Raw genomic sequence first — 18,180 nt, 5'->3', positions numbered from 1 at the left:
GTACAGAGAAAATCATTCATTAGTGGAGAGGACTGTATTTTAGGATGCAAATGGAAAAGTTGGGGCGCAAATGGCGTATATTCGTCATTCATCATTCTCATACCGATATCGGCTATACAAGAAGACAAGAAAGAATTGAGCAATTCCATGTCGATTTCATTCGGCAAGCCCTGCAAATTACGAAGCAAATCGAGCAAGGGCAGAAAGCGGAGTGGAAAGGGTTCAAGTGGACGTGTGAAACCTTCTGGGCTGTGGAGAAGTTTCTGGAGGAAGCGAGCGAAGAGGAGAAACGTGACTTCGCGGAAGCTGTTCGCAGCGGCGATATCGAGCTGTCCGGGACCTATCTCAATATGACAGAGCTCGCCGATTACGATTTACTGCAAGCGATTCATTCCAAGGCTGCGGAATACGGAAGAAGCGTTGGCCGGCACGTGGATTCGGCCATGACGGCTGACATTAACGGCTACAGCTGGGGCTATGGACAAAGCTTGTTGGATTCCGGTGTGCAGCATTTATTCTCCTGTATCCATACGCATCACGGCATGTTCGCTCTGGGAAAGAAACAGACGCCTTTCTGGTGGGAGACGCCAAAAGGAGAGAAATTGCTTGTCTGGAACGGGGATCATTATTTCTTAGGCAACGAGCTGGGCATGTGTCCGGATGCCGTAGGCAGCTACATCATTCGCGATGAGTTCCATACGCCGGCGATTGTCAGCAACCACGATGAAATTATGGATACACGGATTGACCGCTATTTAAGCTTGCTTGAACAAGAGAACTATCCGTATGATTTCGTGCCGGTAACGGTCTCGGGCCTTGCGACGGACAACGGGGCGCCGAACGGAGCGATAATGGACATCATCAACAGGTGGAATGCTCGTCATGGGGAACAGGTACAGATTCAAATGGCGACCTTAAGCGAGTTTTTCCGGCATGTGAAGAGTCAGCCGGTCGATATTCCTATCCATGCCGGGGATTGGCCGGATTGGTGGACGGATGGTGCGGGCTCGACTCCGATGCATACGCAAATCTTCAAGGATGGTCAACGCGTGCTTCGCAAGGTAAAGCGCCTTGATCCGGAGCAGCGTATTGTAAGCCGCCGGGAGCTTGACGAAATTGAGCGTCAGCTCGTCATGTACGCGGAGCATACATGGGGATTCCACACCTCCGTTCATCAGCCATGGCACTTTAATGTCCAAATGCTTGAGGTGCGTAAGCTTGCTTATGCCGCGAATGGAAGCCGTCTGGCTCATTCGGCGTTAGATAAAGTGCGAAATGCGAAAGGCGGCACACTGCTTCACACCGGCCGCGCATTCCGTTATCTTGTAGCGAATACGGAGCTGCAGCATTCCAGGCAGCTTGCGGAATTGGAATGGGACGGGTTCGAGAATGAAATCTTCAAGAACGGCATTGAAATCATCGATGAAAGCACGGGCCTTGTCGTTCCTCATCAGCCCGGTTATCAACGTGTAACGATCGAAGCTAGTCTGAAGCCGGGTGAGCAGAAGGCGTATAGGCTTCGTCAGGCCAATGTGTCGAAGGCGAAAACAACGAATAATTACCGGCTGCTTGCCACAGATGGCGTTGATGACGTCGATGACATGTTCCCAAGCGGTCGAACGGAGAGCACCGTTATCGCGAACCAGTTTTCGATTGAGTCTCCATTTGTTCGTATTTGCTGGACGGAAGAGGAAGGCATTATTTCCTGGATCAACAAAGAGACCGGGGAAGAACAGATTCGCGAAGACAGGAAGCACGGGGCGTTCACACCTGTTTATGAAGTGACACCGGGCGTTTCGGCTCGCGGTTCGATGGGACGCAATCGGAAAGGGATGAACGTTCGCCGTTCGGCCGGGCGCCTCGTAAAAGTGAAACTATTGGAAAACGGACCGATGTTCGGTTCCGTAGAGCTGCAGTTTGAGCTTCCGGGCGTAAGCTATTATTCATTGTTCTTAAAGGTGTTTGCGACAGTTAATCGTGTCGACGTTGCGGTTCGGCTTCATAAAGACTCCGTGTGGGAACCGGAAAATGTTTATTTCTCCTTGCCGTTTACATCCGGATCGGATAGCGAAGAGACGCTCTGGATCGAGAAAGCGGGCGCGCTGGTTCGTCCATGGGTAGACCAAATACCAGGCTCGCTCCTTGATTTTACTTGCATCCAAGAAGGGCTTGCTTATGTGAGTGATAAAGGCTCTCTTATTCTGGCAACGCCGGATACACCGCTTCTGCAGCTGGGCACGCTGGAGTATGGCAAACGTCTGCTGCATACGCAGCAAGCGAAAGATATGAAGCCTATGCTTTACATTTGGGCGATGACGAATTACTGGGAAACGAATTTCAAAGCGACACTAGGCGGCTTCTATGAGTTCCGCTACAGCTTGGCATGGAGTGAGAATGTCAAATCGGCTGCCGAAGCAATCGGGCATTGCCATACCATGGGCGCAGGACTGACCGTTTGGCGCATTGGAGAGGACGAGTAGGATGAACGCGATTAAGAGAGTCCACGTTATTTTCAAAACGCATTTGGATATCGGGTTTACCCATATGGCGCAAGATGTATTCGATCGTTATATGAACAGCTTTATCCCGCAAGCGTTGGAGCTATCCGAGAAGCTCGCGCAAGAGGATGGACCCGTGAAGTTCGTATGGACGACAGGCTCTTGGTTAATTAAGCAGTATTTGCAAAACGCGTCCGAGCCCATGCGCGCTCGAATGGAGGAAGGTATTCGAGAAGGCCGCATCGTGTGGCATGGCCTGCCGTTTACGACCCATACGGAGATCATGGATGAGCGTTTGTTTGACTATGGGCTTTCCATTGCGCAGGAGCTGGATGAGAAGTACGGACGTACAACCATTGCTTCCAAAATGACGGATGTTCCCGGCCATACGATCGCCATTGTCCCGATGATGGCGGATCGAGGCATACAATATCTACACCTTGGCGTGAACCCTGTAAGTAAAAATCCGTCGGTTCCCAAGCTGTTCGTATGGCGGGCAGCGGATGGATCCGAAATCATTGTGAATTATGCCGACGCTTACGGCAGGCCGTTCTATCTGGATGGGATGGAGGACGCGCTGTACTTCGCGCATACAGGTGATAACGATGGTCCACCTACAATAGAAGAAGTACGCGCGTTATATGAGAAGCTTCTGCACGAATATCCAGGCGCTGACATTGTAGCGTCGACAATGGATGCTTACGCCGAGAAGCTGCAGGCCGTCAAGCATCTCTTGCCGGTCGTTACGGAGGAGATCGGAGACTCCTGGATTCACGGCATTTCCTCTGATCCGTGGAAAATCGCCCGTTACCGTGAGTTGCTTCGTTTGCGTGATCAGTGGGTAAGTTCTGGCGCGCTGGATCCGCAAGGCGAAGTTTACGCTCGGTTTTGTGATGATTTAATGCTTATTCCCGAGCATACGTGGGGATTGAATGAGTCCGTGTATCTTGTAGACTTTAGCAGCTATTCGCCATCATCTCTGGCTGCCGCGAGAGAGCGGGATGTGATCGATGACACGAAGTGGAAGAAGTTCGACTATCTCCGTCAATTAGCGAATCCTACCCGCCGCTTCAGCGAAGTGGAACGTTCATGGCAAGAACAGCGCGACTACTTATCCCGGGCTATTGCCGCTCTGCCGGAAGCATTGGCGAGAGAAGCGGTGAGTGCGCTTGATCGGTTATATCCTACTTCGGAACGCCAACTATCCGATACTGCCGAGCCTATGCGAATCGGTGAATCCTATGAGCTGGGAACATTCCGCGTTGCTTTCTCTTCCGAGGGCTCCATCTGCTCTTTGATCGATGGAGCAGGGAAGGTATGGGCGGATGATGAACATCAGCTGGGCAGCTTCATTTATGAAACGTTCAGCAAGGAGAGCTATGACCAATATTTTAAAGAATATGTAACCAACTTGCCGCTCCATCACAGCTGGGCTGAAGCGGATTTAGGAAAGCCGGGCATTGAGTTTGTTGATCCTAAGCCGGAGCATAGACAGTTCAAGGCAAGAGTCGAGAAGATCGAGCTGCACAGAAAACCGGAATGCGAAGTTGTTAGCGTCGAACTAAAGCTGCCGGACTATGTGTGCGAGCATCACGGAGCTCCGCAACGGGTGAACGTTCTGTATACCTTCCAGTGCAACGCGCCTACTCTTGAGGCCCAGTTGGAATGGCAAGGGAAACAAGCAAGCCGTCTGCCGGAGGCGAGTTGGTTCTCATTCTCGCCGATTGTGGACAATCCGAATATTTGGGAAATGGATAAGCTGGGAACTCGCATTTCGCCGTTGTCCGTAGTCAAGAACGGCAATAGAAATATGCATGGGATTCAGTCCGGATTATTCTATGCAGGCGCGGACGGCACAGCGGTCATCGAAACGTTGGATACGCCTATTGTTTGTCCGGGAGAGAAGAGAATCCTTCAGTTTGACAACAACTTCGCCCCGCTTGACGGAGGGTTTCACTTTAATCTGCATAACAACGTATGGGGCACAAATTTCGTCATGTGGTTCGAGGAAGATATGAAGTACCGATTCCGTCTTACGCTGAAGTCAAACGAATAATACAAACAAGGGGCGAAAATTGGACAAACAATTTTCGCCCTTTTTGAGAGGAGTAGAATTCATGATGTGCGCTCAGTTTAATGCGGGTTCATTATCTTTTTGTATAGATAAAGCGGGTAATATCACGCGCCTTACGGATACGGCTCATGGCGGAACTTATGACGCGGCTGATCAAGGTTCGCCACTGCTTCGAATTGTAATTAACGAAGAGATCGAAAGGCCAAGCAGTGCTGTATACGACGATGAAGAGGGCAAGCTATCGCTTTTCTTTGAAAGCAGCGGTGTACAGGTGGATGTTAACGTTGTTTCGAAGGGGCTTTACACGTCATTTGAGGTTGCACGCATAATAGAAGCAATTGAGAAACATGCAATTGACGCGGTAATATGGGGGCCGTTCGAAACCACAGTTAGTGGTTCCATTGGAGAATCGGTTGGGATTGTTCATAATCCTATATTTGCGATAGGTCTCCTTTCATTAAATGCTAAAACGATAGGCGGATGGCCTTCAGAACTGAAGGCGCTGGCCTTTGCTGACGGACTCTATGAGGACGGGAAGTTCGAATATAGGCTGAGCACGGCGTGGCCAACGAAGGAAGGCAGTCTGCTGCAGGCGTATGCTAGAAACCGTACTAAGGGCGGGACAAGACCGGTATGGGGCATCAACGATATTGAAGTAGCTCCGTTAGAGAACGAAGACGCCGCAATCGTCGGCTCTAAAGTGGCGTTGTTCGGATGCGGTGTTGAGCATGTTCTGGAGACGATCGAGGAGATTGAGCTAAGCGAAAATTTGCCGCATCCAACGATTGAAGGCGTGTGGGGGAAAGTGTCGCCCGCTGCGACCCAGTCGTATTTAATCATAAATTTCACTGAGGAGACGACCGCAGAAGCAATTAGGTACACAAAGCAGGCGGGATTAAAGTACATGTACCATCCTGATCCGTTCGCTACATGGGGACATTTTGTTCTAAAGCCGGAGAGCTTTCCGAACGGAGATGAAGGACTTAGAGCGAGCGTGGCAGCGGCTGAATCTGCAGGCGTGCATGTCGGTGTACATACCCTTTCGAATTTCACGACACTTAATGATTCCTACGTAACACCGGAACCGGATAAGAGATTGCAAACCGTTGGCACGGCCCGTTTAATCGAAGCTGTGAGCGAAGCCGAAACCGCCGAACTAATCATAGACAACCCAAAGCCATTTTTGGTAAACCTTTATCGCACAACGGCAATCATCGGCAATGAGCTCATCGAATACGGCTCCATATCGGAAAGCGCTCCATGGAAGCTTCTCGACGTTAAGAGAGGCGTAAACGGGACAATCGTTGCCGAGCATGAAGCAGGTGCTGAAATTTGTCGCTTATGGGATCATCCGTATAATGTATTTTTCCCGAATGTTGAACTGCAGGACGAATACAGCGATCGAATTGGCGAGCTGTTCCGTAACTCAGGCTTGAAGCAAATTTCCTTTGATGGACTGGAAGGCTGTTACGCAACCGGTCAAGACGATTATGGCGTAAACCGTTTCGTTAAACGGTGCTATGACGGCTGGAACAAGGAGGTCATTAACGACGCGAGCATTGTCGTGTCCAATTACGCATGGCACATCTTTACCAGATTTAATTGGGGCGAACCATGGGGAGTGGCAACACGCGAAGGACAATTGGAATGGCGGCTTAGCAACCAGCGTTATTTCGAAAGAAACTTTATCCCTCCGATGCTGGGATGGTTTCTAATTCGCTCAGCATCCAATCGGTTTGAAGCTACAACATCGGACGAGATCGAATGGGTATTGTCGAAGGCGGCTGGTTTTAACGCGGGTTTCGCGTTGTCTGCTGAAATGGCGGTGCTGAGACGAAATGGTAATAGCGACAAACTGCTTGAGAACGTAAGCAGCTGGGAGAGAGCGCGGCAGATCGGTGCATTCTCTCCGGATCAGCGGGAAAGGATGAAGGATCCGACAAGCGACTGGCATCTTGAGAAGCTTGAAGAGGATCGCTGGAGCTTGTATTTGATCAGCCTATCTGCACCGCTCGTATGCAGTCCGGAAGAGCTGCAGCCAGGTCAGCCAGGCGGCGCTGATTGGCCGTTCTTCAACATGCATGAAGCGCAGCCGTTAAGGTTCAGCATGCGCGTGCTCTCAGCGTACGGTAATGAGGAAGGATACATTAAGCGTCCGACGATCTGCATGAATGGCCAATACATGACGTTTGAAACAGAAGTGCGCGCCGGTGAATATTTGGTGTGTGACGGAGACCGAGTTGGACAGATTATGGACAGGAACTGGAATGTACTGCGAACCGCACAGGCCTCGTCAGAGCCGCCGATCGTTCGCGCAGGCAGTCAAACCATTTCGTTCAGTTGTAAATTCGAAGGTGAGCCGAAGCCTTCCGTAAGTGTTAAGGTTTCCACCCGAAGTGCTCCTGAGTCGGTAAATACAGATTGGAAGCTTGATGATTTAGATAGATTGAGATCTATTTAATATGATGGTATAGGTATTTTACAGGAATAATTATCCTCACTATAATGAAGCAAGTAAACGGACTCCATGCGAGACCACCTCCTCGCGGAGGTGGTCTTTGCTTGTTTCATAGCACAATAACGACGACTGCCGCTTCCGTTTATGCATCGGCATCTAGCCGATCAACGATCGTTATTCACGTTTTTCAATCTGTATTCGGTAAGCGAGACGCCGAAATATTTTTTGAAGCTGGTGTAGAAGTAGTTCGATTTCTCTACGCCGCATCTCTCCAAAATTTCGTTGATCGGTACCTTCCTGCTTTCGAGGTACTCTTTGATTTTCTCCATTCGGACCATCGTAATGTATTCGGCCACGGATCTGCCGGTTGCGTTCTTGAACAGTTTCCCGAGATAGACGGACGATAAGGAAAGCGATTCGGCGCAGCTGTTCAAAGAGAGATTCTTGTCTGCAAAGGCGGCGTGTATGTGGTCGATGGCGGCATTCACGATGTCGTTTTTCTTCCTGTCCTTCGCGCCGTCCTTCAGCACGATAATCTCGTCGATTAATTCGAAGAACGTGCGCTCGATTTCTTCGAGTGTTTCGAACCCGGATACTTTGTTGAAGAAGCTGATCGAAATCGAGTTGAATTTGGATTCCGAGCCTTCGACGATCCGGTTAAGAGAGTTGTAAATCGAGAAAAACAAATAAATGACCGACGTTAAGATATTGTCGTAGGAAGAATGCTCAATCGCCTTAATGATTTCCCGATAGTTATCCTTGGCAGCTTCGCCGCTTCCCAGCTTCAGGGAATCGATAAGCTGCTTCTCTTTGGACACGGGGAAGATGAAGGAGCCCGTATCCGTTCCCTTCAGCGTCTCCTGTGAAATGATGCTGCCGTGACCCGTCTTGATGCGATACATAGACAGGTTGAACGCTTCGTCGTAGGCGCCTTTAATGCGATCCGGTGACTCGATGACGAAGCCGAGCGTTCCGGTCAGCGAGAGGTTTAGAAGCTCCATAACACTCGCTTGGATTTTGCCGACGAGGCCGCGAAATATTTCCGTTAGCTGTGACAGCTGCTCCGGGGCTCTGCCGATGTCCGCCAGAACGGCGAACTGATCGTGCGCCGTCTCGACGACTTCATTTCTGAAGCGCTCCCCCGTAATTTCCCGCGCAATATTCGTGATTGCGTATTGGTAGAGGGAACGGTCTTTATCGCTGTGCCGGTCTACGTAGTCTTTATAGAAGTCGATTTTCAGAATAAACAAGTAAAGGCGATTTTGAAAATCCAAATCGATCTGAAGCTCTTGCTGCTTGGCGATCAGTTTGTCGGACGGCAAGTAGGCGCGGCCGGTTACGACGTTTTTCAAAAATTCGTTTTTTATGACGGGCGTCGTGTTCCTCTTCATATTTTCCAGTACTTGCGTTTTATCGATCATTCCCGTGAACGCCGTGGATAAGTAGCCCATTTCGTCCATGTTTTTGGAGGGGGCGCTTTCCGGTCCCAGCTTCTGGATGATGCCCTTCGTTAGCGCTCCGATCGGCCTGTATAGCTTCTTGGAAGCGAGTACGGCGAACAATAAGCCAAGCAGCAAGACGATCAAGCAAAAGATAACGGTGATGATGCCGTTCTTCTTGGCGGCGGAGAATGCGGTGTTATATGGCGTCAGGCTAATGAATTTCCATTTCAGAACGTCGGAAGAAACATAGGAGATGACGTGTTTCTCCCGATTCATCCGATCGATGTACGTTCCCGTCTGCGCGGAGGCGGTAAGCACTTCTTGCAGGTAGCCCTCGTTCGAAACGTTTCTCATGAACATATCGGAAGAAGAGTGGCTGACGATATCTCCTTGATCATCCAAAACGATAATTTCATTGCCGAGCTTGTTCAGGGAGGAGATGGTCAGCCTGAGCCATTCGGCATCCACGTTTAACACGATGGCGCTGTCGAAATTCCCTTTGTAATCGTTGTTATCGAACAAAATATACGTGTACACGTTGGCGGTTCTCGTATCGGACCCGCGCGGCACCGGAATTATTCTCGGGATCGGATTCAGGCTAAGCGGCGCAACCGTCCCGGCGTCGTTAATGAGTCGAATGATTTCCTTGTCATAGAAATTCGAAGCGTTATAGAAGGAGCTTGAATCGATAACGGTATCGATTTGGCGGTTATACACGTAGGTCGAGTGGATGTAGGTGTTCGGGATCGTGAATTCCTTCAACGTGCGAATGGCACCCAAGATATTTAAGAAGTCTTCGTCTTGATTGTCGTTACTATAAGCGAAAGCCTTTATGGCATTGTTCAGCATCAGCGATTGGCAAAACTTCTTCGAAATCGTGTCCATGTAGACGGAGCTGTAGCTGATATTCGATAAGAGGTTTTCATTCATTCCTTTTACGGTGCTTACGATAGAAGAATTGTAGTTGTAATAGAGCAAGGAGGATAGCACCAAGATCAGCGACGTGATGCTGGCAACGAAGGTGAGAAGTAATTTTTTGTACATGCAGTCAGGGCCACCTTTGCCTAAAGTAAACGCTTTCTAAATTGTATCAAAATCGGATTGGCCGAAACAGGTTTACGCTTGGATTTCCCTCCGTTTCTTGTTTATTTAGAGAAAAACCCATTTTTCGTAGTTCGGACGGTCGGCATTTGACGGGGTGGACGAAGCGGTTTTCGTTGACCGCCCCTTTTTTCTGTGCGGCTCATATCGAAAAATCGTTGATTTGATCATTATTCATTGTTTTCAATAGCGGCCACGAGAATTATGATCGGGTTACGAAATGGAAACGGAGGAGAAATGGCGATGGAAAGAGTGGTGAAGGCCCTGCAGCCGCCAAAAACAAAAACCAATAGAATAAGTCTGAATCGATGGCCGGTCATTGGTGAACTCGTCAAAAACAAAACGATTTACGCCATGATGCTTCCGGGGTTACTGTTTATCCTTCTATTCTTCTACCTCCCGATGTTCGGAGCCGTGATCGCGTTTAAAGAATTCGATCCGATCAAAGGAATATGGGGCAGCAAGTGGGTCGGGCTAAGCAATTTCAAGTTCTTCTTTCAATCGGAGGCGTTCTTTCAAGTAACGTTTAACACGCTCTTCTATAATGGAATATTCCTCGTAACGGGGATCGGCCTCGGGTTGGTGGCCGCGATTCTGCTTAACGAAATCGGCAATCGGCATTTTGCCGGCGCGTACAAAAGCGCGATCTTGCTGCCCTTCTTCTTATCCTGGGTAGTCGGCAGCTATTTACTGTATGCGTTTCTGAGCACGGATAACGGAATCCTTAATAAAATGATCGTTTACTTTCATGGGGAACCGATCGATTGGTACTTTGAACCGTCATATTGGAGGTTTATCTTGCCGGCCGCTTATATTTGGAAAAACGTGGGGTATTTCGCGGTTTTCTTCGCAGCCGGCATTACGACGATCTCGCCGGAGTATTATGAGGCCGCGAAGATCGATGGCGCGAGCAGATTTCAGCAAGCCCTTAAGATTACGGTACCGATGCTGACTCCGATAACGATTATTTTGGTGCTCCTGCAGGCGGGAAAAATCTTCTATGCGGCTTTTGGGGATTGGGGAATGTTTTATACCCTTCCGAAGGACCAGGGGATCTTGTTCAGCGCGACCAATGTCATCGACACTTACGTCTATCGTGCTTTGCGAGGGATGAACGACTTCGGCATGTCCTCCGCGATCGGATTCTATCAGAATTGCGTCGGATTCGTGCTCATTATCGTGTCGAACTGGATCATTCGAAAATACGACCGCGACAGCGCTTTGTTCTAGGAGGCTAAAGATGAAACAGCCCATTCTATTTAAATTATCCGTGAACGCGATTTTTCTGATCTACTCCGCCTTGTGCGTCATTCCGCTGCTTGTCGTTCTTTCCATCTCGTTGTCTGATGAAGAGTCCATCTTTAGGACCGGCTATCACATTCTTCCGGTGGATTTCAGCTTCCAAGCTTATGAATATATCCTATTCGGATCGTCGCCCATCTTGCAGGCGTATGGGGTCACGACGATCGCCACTTTGGCGGGAACGATTCTGCATCTGATCCTCTCGTCCATGCTTGCTTACGGACTCTCGAGAAAAGAAGTCAAGTATCGGCATATCGTCGCTTTTCTTGTGGTGTTCTGCATGCTGTTTAGCGGCGGACTTGTGCCCTGGTACATCCTAATCACGAAATACCTTCATCTGAAAAACACGTTGTTCGTGCTATTCGTCCCGTATCTCGTCTCTTCGATAAACGTGCTCATCATGCGAAATTTCTTCATCGGTATTCCGGATTCCATCATAGAGTCAGCTAGGATTGACGGGTCGGGCGAGTTTAACACGTTTATCAAGATGGTTGTTCCCCTATCGACGCCTGTATTCGCTACGATTGGGCTAATGACTGCGGTGTTTTTCTGGAATGATTGGTTTACGAGCGCCCTCTTCATTGAGGATGGCAGGCTGTATTCGCTCCAGTACCTCCTTCAGTCCATCATGAATAATATCGCTTATTTGCAAGGAACCGCGTTCGGAGAGAAAATGGCAGTCACGATACCGAGCGAGACGGCCAGAATGGCCACCTGCATCATGGCAGTAGGACCTATCGTGGTGGCATACCCCTTATTGCAGAGATATTTCGTCAAAGGGTTGACGCTGGGCGCCGTTAAAGCCTAAAGCATGGCTATGCCGGGCAATGCGCCCGTTTAGCATACACATAAAAAAATGGAGGTCAGATCAGCAATGACGATTAAGAAGAAAGTGGCAGGAACAGTTCTAACATCGCTTCTATCACTCGCTATTGTACTTACCGGATGCGGCAGCAACGGCGGCAATTCGACGAACCAAGGCGCTAGCACGAACACAAGCGAAAATGCTGCGGCGCCGGCAGCTTCGGATTCCGCGTCGACTTCCGAGAACACAACGACTTCCGAGAACACAACGACGGAACCGGCGAAAGAGCTGGAGCCTGTTGAGCTGACTTATTATTTCCCTAATACACCTCAGAAGGATATCCAATTGGTAGAAGATGAACTGAATCGCCTCGTTAAGCCAAAGATTAACGCAACGATCCGTCTTAAACTTATCGATTGGGCGGCGTACGACGAGAAAATGAACGTCATGATGGCTTCCGGCGAACCGTACGACCTTGCCTTTACCGCCACATGGAGCAACAATTACTTCCAGAACGTCGCCAAAAACGCGTTCGTTCCGATGAACGATCTCATCGATCAATATGCGCCTGATCTTAGAACGATCGTCCCGGATATTTTCTGGAAAGCGGTCACCGTCAAAGGCGAAGTGTACGCTGTGCCGAACTTCCAACAAGCAACCGCCGGATACGGTTACCAAATTAAAAAATCGCTTGCGGACAAGTATAACCTCGATTGGAAGTCCGTTAAGAGCTTATCTGATCTGACTCCGTTTCTAGACACCATCAAGAAAAACGAACCCGATCAAATTCCGTGGAGCTGGCAAGACGCCTTCTTGATGGGACCGCCGATCTTCGGGATGGAAGCGCTCGGCGATGCGAAAACGCCAGGTTACATTTATTTGAACGATGGCAGCATGAAGGTTGTCAACCAGTACGATACGCCGGAGTTCAAAGCGTACGTCACGTTGATGCGCGATTGGTTTAAGAAGGGCTATATCATGAAAGACGCGGCGACAAGGGACGCGAACGCGGACCTTAAGGCCGGCAAAGTCGCCTTGCAGATCGGTCAGATCGATCTGGATTCAATCGATTTCCAAGACGCTTACGGATCCATGCCTGCGGGAAGGATGTCTATACAGAATCCGGCAGCCGAATCTTACGATTTCAAATTCGTGCAACCGTTGCTTACGACGGATAAAGCAGCTGCAACCAATACGGCCATTTCCGTGACGTCCAAAAACAAAGAAAGAGCGATGATGTTCATCAATCTTCTGAACACCGACAAAGAAATCTATAACGTCATGGACTGGGGCGTCGAAGGCAAGCACTACACGAAAATCGGCGACAACCAAATTGAATTGGCCAAAGACAGCGGCTACCTCCTGTGGGCCGGTTGGGAGTTCGGTTATATGGGCAACGCCTATTACCTGTCGACCGATAAGCCTGAAGCCGTTAAAGACGACAAAGGCAATCAATTATGGATTAATCTGAATAAAAACGCGACTCCTTCCAATGCTTTGGGCTTCGTGTTCGACTTTACCCCGGTCAAGTCTGAGAAAGCGAACGTCGACGCGGTCATCGAAGAAATGTACAAAGCCTTGTCTTCGGGCTCCGTCGATCCGGACAAATATTTGCCTAAATTCATCGACAAGCTTAAAGGCGCCGGGGCGGATAAAATCATTGCCGAGAAGCAGAAACAGTTGGATGAATGGAAAGCGGCTAATAAGTAAGTGAAATAAGACGGAGAAAGGGAACTTCTGCTCGGGAGGTTCCCTTTTTTACTACGAAAACGATGATGGCAATGTCAGCATGGAGGAGAGAACTTTTTAATGAAACCAATTACAGCGGCCTTGATCGGAGCCGGACAAAGAGGAGCGGGAGCATACGCTCCCTACGCACTGAGCCATTCAGAGGAAATTAATTTCGTTGCCGTCGCGGACGCGGATTCCGGACGCCGGGAGCGTTTCCGGCAGGAGCATAACCTTCCGGAACAAAGCTGTTATTCGAGCTGGGAAGAGCTGCTCGCGGGACCTCGACTCGCGGACGCCATTCTGATTTGCACGCAAGACAAAATGCACTTCGAGCCTACGCTTCAGGCTCTTGAGAAGGGATACCACGTCCTGCTGGAAAAGCCGATGTCGCCGGACCCGCTGGAGTGCTTCATCATGGGCGAATATGCCGAGCGGTTTAACCGGGTGCTTTCGATCTGCCATGTGCTCCGGTATACGGACTTTTTCGCAGAGATCAAGAAGCTCATTTCAGATGGCCGGATTGGCAAGCTCGTCTCGATTCAGCATACCGAAAACGTCGAGCACCGGCACCAAGCGCACAGCTTCGTTAGAGGTAATTGGAGAAACGCCGAAGAATCCAGCCCGATGATTCTCGCGAAAAGCTGCCACGATATGGACATCCTGCAATGGTTGGTCGACGAGGAATGCGCCAAAGTGTCTTCCTTCGGCTCGTTAACCTATTTCCGCGAAGAGAATGCGCCTGAAGGCGCGCCGCTGCGCTGCTTGGACGGTTGCCCCGTACAAGATTCCTGCCCCTATTACGCACCTAAAATGTACATTGAAAGGGATGACTGGGCCGCCGCAATTCTGCGATCTATCGTCAGCAACGATACGAGTGACGAAGGCGTACTAGAAGCTTTAAAGGATGGTCCTTACGGCCGCTGCGTCTTCCATTGCGATAATAATGTGGTCGACCATCAAGTCGTAAATCTGGAGTTTGCCGGCGGCGTAACCGTTGCATTTACCATGAGCGCGTTCACGTTCGAAGGAGGCCGTTCAGTGAAGTTGATGGGGACGCACGGCCAAATTCGGGCGGACATGGAGAAGAACGTCATCGAGGTGACGAGCTTTGTAACCCGGGAGACGGAAACCGTTCACCTCGACACCGAAATCACGGGGCATGGCGGGGGAGACACGAATATTATGCGCGATTTCGTCCGACTCGTTCAAAGCGATGGCAAGGAGAAAGGGCGAACAGGTGCGAAGGAATCCGTGCAAAGCCATCTGATCGCCTTCGCCGCGGAGAAATCGAGGGTGGAAGGCCGTACGATATCGATGCGCGATTATATCGCGGAGTTGAGAACGTTGGCATTAACAAAAGCATGACGCGTGCCGTGGATATGCCTTCGGAACTGCTATTGCGTCCAAGGGGAACAAGAGGGGGCAGCCAATGGAAAGAATGGCCATCGGTGTCGATATCGGCGGAACCAATTTGAAGATGGGGCTTGTAAGCAGCCGAGGACAAATCATTGCCGATTATTCGATTCCCTTGCCTCTAGGAGAGGATAATAAGGCAGATCTTGCTTTCATTAGCCAACAGGTCGCTAATTTTATCTTGACGCTGGGGACGGAAAAGGATCGATTGGCAGGTGTGGGAATCGCTTCTCCAGGAATCGTGGATTCGGGCCGAGGCATCGTGAATGATGCCGTGAATCTGGGCTGGCATCAGGTTCCGCTCGCGGCAATTATGCAGCTTTTCGGTGTAGGAAACGTCATCATCGGTGGAGGTTTCAGCCAAGCGGACCGGATACTGCTCGATCCGGTGCGAAAGACAGTCATGGAACGAATACCGTCCTCGAATATGCTGAATGTTCATATCGCGCAAGCTGCGTTTCCTACAACTGCCGGTATTATAGGCGCTGCTGCGCTGCTGCTGAGTTTTGAAAACGAGGTGAACTGAGATATTACTGGATCAATATATCCGAGTCGTACAAGAACAACTCGATTACATTCTCGAAACGCAACGAGGGAAGATAACGGAAATCGCAGGTAAAATCGCGGAATCGATCGCAGCGGGCGGAATCATGCACGTGTTTGGGAGCGGACACTCCCATATGATCGCGGAGGATGTCTTTCATCGTGCCGGGGGTCTCGCCTGTGTGAATGCGATGCTGGAGCCATCCCTAATGGAGCTGAATATCGGAAGAGCTACTTTATTGGAAAGGCTGCCGGGCTACGCCGAGGTGCTGCTGACCGGTTATGATCTACGCCCTGGTGAAGTCATCGTCGTCGTATCCAATTCCGGCATAAACGCTGTTCCGATTGAAGTGGCTCTTGCTTGCAAGCAGCGAGGCCTGTACGTCGTCGCGTTGACCAACATGGACCATTCGATGAAGACGACATCACGCCATGAGAGCGGCATGAAACTACATGAAGTCGCCGACATCGTGCTTGACAATTGCGGCGTATACGGGGATGCCGTATTGTCATACGATGACGGCGGGCAAAAGATGGGAGCGACATCGACGATCGGCGGCATAGCGCTCATCCAAGCGCTTACCGTGGCCATTGTTGAGGTGCTGCAAACGAGCGGATATAAGCCGCCGGTATTAATAAGTGCCAACCGGGATGGGGGAGATGGGCACAACCAGAAGCTCATTGATCGCTATCGGAGTCGGATACGTTATCTTTAATGTGCCGTGCTTATTGGAAATTACAAGCCTTTTCGGGAGCCACATTTTGAGGGCTCCTTGCTTTTAAATCAATCGACTTTGCTTCCGATAATCAGTTGGAGAAATGCCGACAGTTTGGCGGAACAGCTTGGTGAAGGCGTGAACGGAAGAAAAACCGTATCGTTCGGCGATCACAGTGACGGAATCGTTCGTACCGCTAAGATCGTTCCGGGCTTTATCGATGCGCCGCCGGTTCCAATACCGCTTCGGCGTAAAGCCGGTATGGGTGCTGAATAACGCATGGAAGTGGCCGCGGCTCAGACCGAGCGTCTCTGCCCACAGGTCGATATCGCCGTATTCTCCCCCGGCATTCATGTCCATGTATGCCTTAATCTTTGCGATACGCGGATCGGTTGCATCGTTCTTGCGCCGTGCGAGCTGATAGAGCTGATGAAGCAGCAATTGAAAATGGCCGTTAATGGCGAGACTCTCCGGGTAATTCTCGTGATGGAGTACGTTGTAATCGGTGGATACGGCTTCAAACAGTCCTTTCCAGTAGCCGTGCGCGTCCACTGTGAGACATTCGGGAATGCCCGTGTCCAACGGCTCATCAAGCATCTCGGGATCGTGTTTCTCAGCACTCAGGCACAGAAGGTCTCCGGTAACCTTCGCCATCGGCTTTGGCCGATACGACCATTCGAAGAACACGCACAGGAACGCAAAAGGAGGGCTGTCCGGATCGACTTCCCACGTATGCGAAATACCCGGCTTTAATGAGAACAGCGTGCCGGCCGGCAGCCGGATAAATGCGCCATCCTCGTACAGCACGCGGGCACTGCCGGATTCGATAAAATAAAGAGAAGGGACGTAACAGATCCGGTAAGCAAACCTAGTTTCCGGCCGTATCGGTACCCGAATGGAGAATCGTACAAAAGGATAAATAGATGCCATTTCATTCATCCTGTTCAACTTTTATTTGTTATAAATCGTACAAACGGATCAATATCATACTTCTAGCTAAAGACGGAAAGTCCTCTTTCAGACATAATGAATCCAAGGAAGCGATTTCAATTCTAGGAGGGCAAATAAGAATGCCGGATACGAATTTCATCCCATCGCAGAAAGATGTAGATTTCTTCAAGACAAATGGATATTGGATCTCGCCGAAGATCATCGATGATGAGCGATTGGAGAGGCTGCGCGACAGAATGGAGCGGGTGTATCAAGGGGAATTCGAAACCGGAACTGCGCCGGATGCCGTCTGGCGCCGCGAGACAAGTCGTCCCAACTCCCTTCGCAAGACCGACAATGCAAACTTGGCCGACTTGACGATCCGCGCGCTGGCCCATGACTCGCAAATCGGACAGATTGCCGCAGCTCTGAAAGAAACGAATACGATTCGTTTCTGGGAGGATCAGTTGCTGCTTAAACCGGCGCAATCCAGCGGAAATGCGGCGAATGTCGGCTGGCATCAGGATTATCATTATTGGGGCTGTTTTCAAAACCCGGAAACGATGATCACCGCATGGGTAGCTTACGATGATGTTGACGAGGAGAACGGCTGCATGCAAATGGTGCCGGGCAGCCACTATTGGGGGATTTTGAACGGAAACGATTTTTACGAGCAAAACATGCAAAAGCAGCTGCAGGATATGGCACCGGAAGGGCAAATCGCTCGAACCGTACCTATTATCATGAAAGCAGGTCAAATAAGCTTCCATCATAGTTTAACGATTCATGGAAGCGGGCCTAATGTATCCGACCGAGTACGCCGTTCGTCGGCACTTCATTATCTTACGGCAGAGACGCGCTATCGGGCGGGATTTGCCGATGAATACTCGGAAATCAAGAAATTCATCGCTGCCGGCGGAGTAGACGGAGACATCGTGCAAGGGGAGATGTTCCCGGTCGTATATAGGAAATAGGAAGCGGAAAAAAGGTCGTAGGGGAGAAAAAATTCTCCTCTTTTTGAATTGGATCGATAATTCTATATCCTATAGCCTTGAAATAATACGCTGATAGCTTTGAATCTATATCACATGACGGTTTATGTATTATACATTAATGCTCTTAATTACTATAATAATTTAAATCTGAGACTGTAATTTACTGTTGGAG

The 18,180-nt window shown here is 49.9% G+C and carries 12 protein-coding genes; 10 read left to right on the top strand and 2 right to left on the bottom strand.

Going from position 1 to position 18,180, the window contains the following annotated elements; genetic code table 11:
- Positions 1-59 precede the first annotated feature (59 nt).
- The 3 genes from I8J30_RS24485 (at position 60) to I8J30_RS24475 (ending at position 7,033) form a co-directional block, all read left to right on the top strand.
- A complete protein-coding gene (locus I8J30_RS24485) occupies positions 60-2,480 on the top strand; it encodes a glycoside hydrolase family 38 N-terminal domain-containing protein (protein ID WP_240548346.1) in 2,421 nt (806 codons plus the stop codon).
- Position 2,481: 1 nt separating this feature from the next.
- Positions 2,482-4,554: a DUF5054 domain-containing protein gene (locus tag I8J30_RS24480; protein WP_210662637.1), complete on the top strand. Its 2,073-nt coding sequence runs from the start codon at positions 2,482-2,484 to the stop codon at positions 4,552-4,554.
- A gap of 61 nt (positions 4,555-4,615) precedes the next feature.
- Positions 4,616-7,033 carry a hypothetical protein gene (locus I8J30_RS24475; protein WP_210662636.1) on the top strand — a complete coding sequence of 806 codons (2,418 nt, stop codon included), beginning with the start codon at positions 4,616-4,618 and terminating at the stop codon, positions 7,031-7,033.
- A gap of 161 nt (positions 7,034-7,194) precedes the next feature.
- Here I8J30_RS24475 and I8J30_RS24470 read toward each other — a convergent pair whose 3' ends face one another.
- A complete protein-coding gene (locus I8J30_RS24470; RefSeq protein WP_210662634.1) occupies positions 7,195-9,516 on the bottom strand; it encodes a helix-turn-helix domain-containing protein in 2,322 nt (773 codons plus the stop codon).
- Positions 9,517-9,816: 300 nt separating this feature from the next.
- Between I8J30_RS24470 and I8J30_RS24465 the strand changes: the two genes are divergently transcribed.
- From I8J30_RS24465 to I8J30_RS24440, 6 genes are all read left to right on the top strand, one after another.
- The gene (locus I8J30_RS24465) at positions 9,817-10,803 is read left to right on the top strand and encodes an ABC transporter permease (protein ID WP_210662632.1); all 987 of its coding nucleotides are present in this window, start codon (positions 9,817-9,819) and stop codon (positions 10,801-10,803) included.
- A 10-nt stretch (positions 10,804-10,813) separates the two neighbouring features.
- Positions 10,814-11,683, top strand: a complete 870-nt coding sequence (locus tag I8J30_RS24460) for a carbohydrate ABC transporter permease (protein ID WP_210662630.1) — start codon at positions 10,814-10,816, stop codon at positions 11,681-11,683.
- A gap of 66 nt (positions 11,684-11,749) precedes the next feature.
- Entirely contained in the window at positions 11,750-13,390 is a 1,641-nt protein-coding gene (locus I8J30_RS24455; protein ID WP_210662628.1) for an ABC transporter substrate-binding protein, read from the top strand.
- 99 nt (positions 13,391-13,489) lie between these two features.
- The gene (locus I8J30_RS24450; RefSeq protein ID WP_210662626.1) at positions 13,490-14,776 is read left to right on the top strand and encodes a Gfo/Idh/MocA family protein; all 1,287 of its coding nucleotides are present in this window, start codon (positions 13,490-13,492) and stop codon (positions 14,774-14,776) included.
- Positions 14,777-14,840: 64 nt separating this feature from the next.
- Complete coding sequence (locus tag I8J30_RS24445; RefSeq protein WP_210662624.1) at positions 14,841-15,350, top strand: ROK family protein; 510 nt, start codon at positions 14,841-14,843, stop codon at positions 15,348-15,350.
- A 1-nt stretch (position 15,351) separates the two neighbouring features.
- Positions 15,352-16,083, top strand: coding sequence for a sugar isomerase domain-containing protein (locus I8J30_RS24440; RefSeq protein ID WP_210662726.1), 732 nt, complete (start codon positions 15,352-15,354; stop codon positions 16,081-16,083).
- A gap of 63 nt (positions 16,084-16,146) precedes the next feature.
- Here the strand turns inward: I8J30_RS24440 and I8J30_RS24435 are convergent, their stop codons facing one another.
- A complete protein-coding gene (locus I8J30_RS24435; RefSeq protein WP_210662623.1) occupies positions 16,147-17,013 on the bottom strand; it encodes an AraC family transcriptional regulator in 867 nt (288 codons plus the stop codon).
- A 140-nt stretch (positions 17,014-17,153) separates the two neighbouring features.
- On the opposite strand from I8J30_RS24435, the gene I8J30_RS24430 reads away from it, so the two are divergent.
- Positions 17,154-17,987 carry a phytanoyl-CoA dioxygenase family protein gene (locus I8J30_RS24430; protein WP_210662611.1) on the top strand — a complete coding sequence of 278 codons (834 nt, stop codon included), beginning with the start codon at positions 17,154-17,156 and terminating at the stop codon, positions 17,985-17,987.
- Positions 17,988-18,180: the final 193 nt, after the last annotated feature.

It is taken from the genome of Paenibacillus lignilyticus, assembly GCF_017942085.1.
Lineage (GTDB): Bacteria > Bacillota > Bacilli > Paenibacillales > Paenibacillaceae > Paenibacillus_Z > Paenibacillus_Z lignilyticus.
This window is presented reverse-complemented; position numbering and strand designations above follow the sequence as displayed.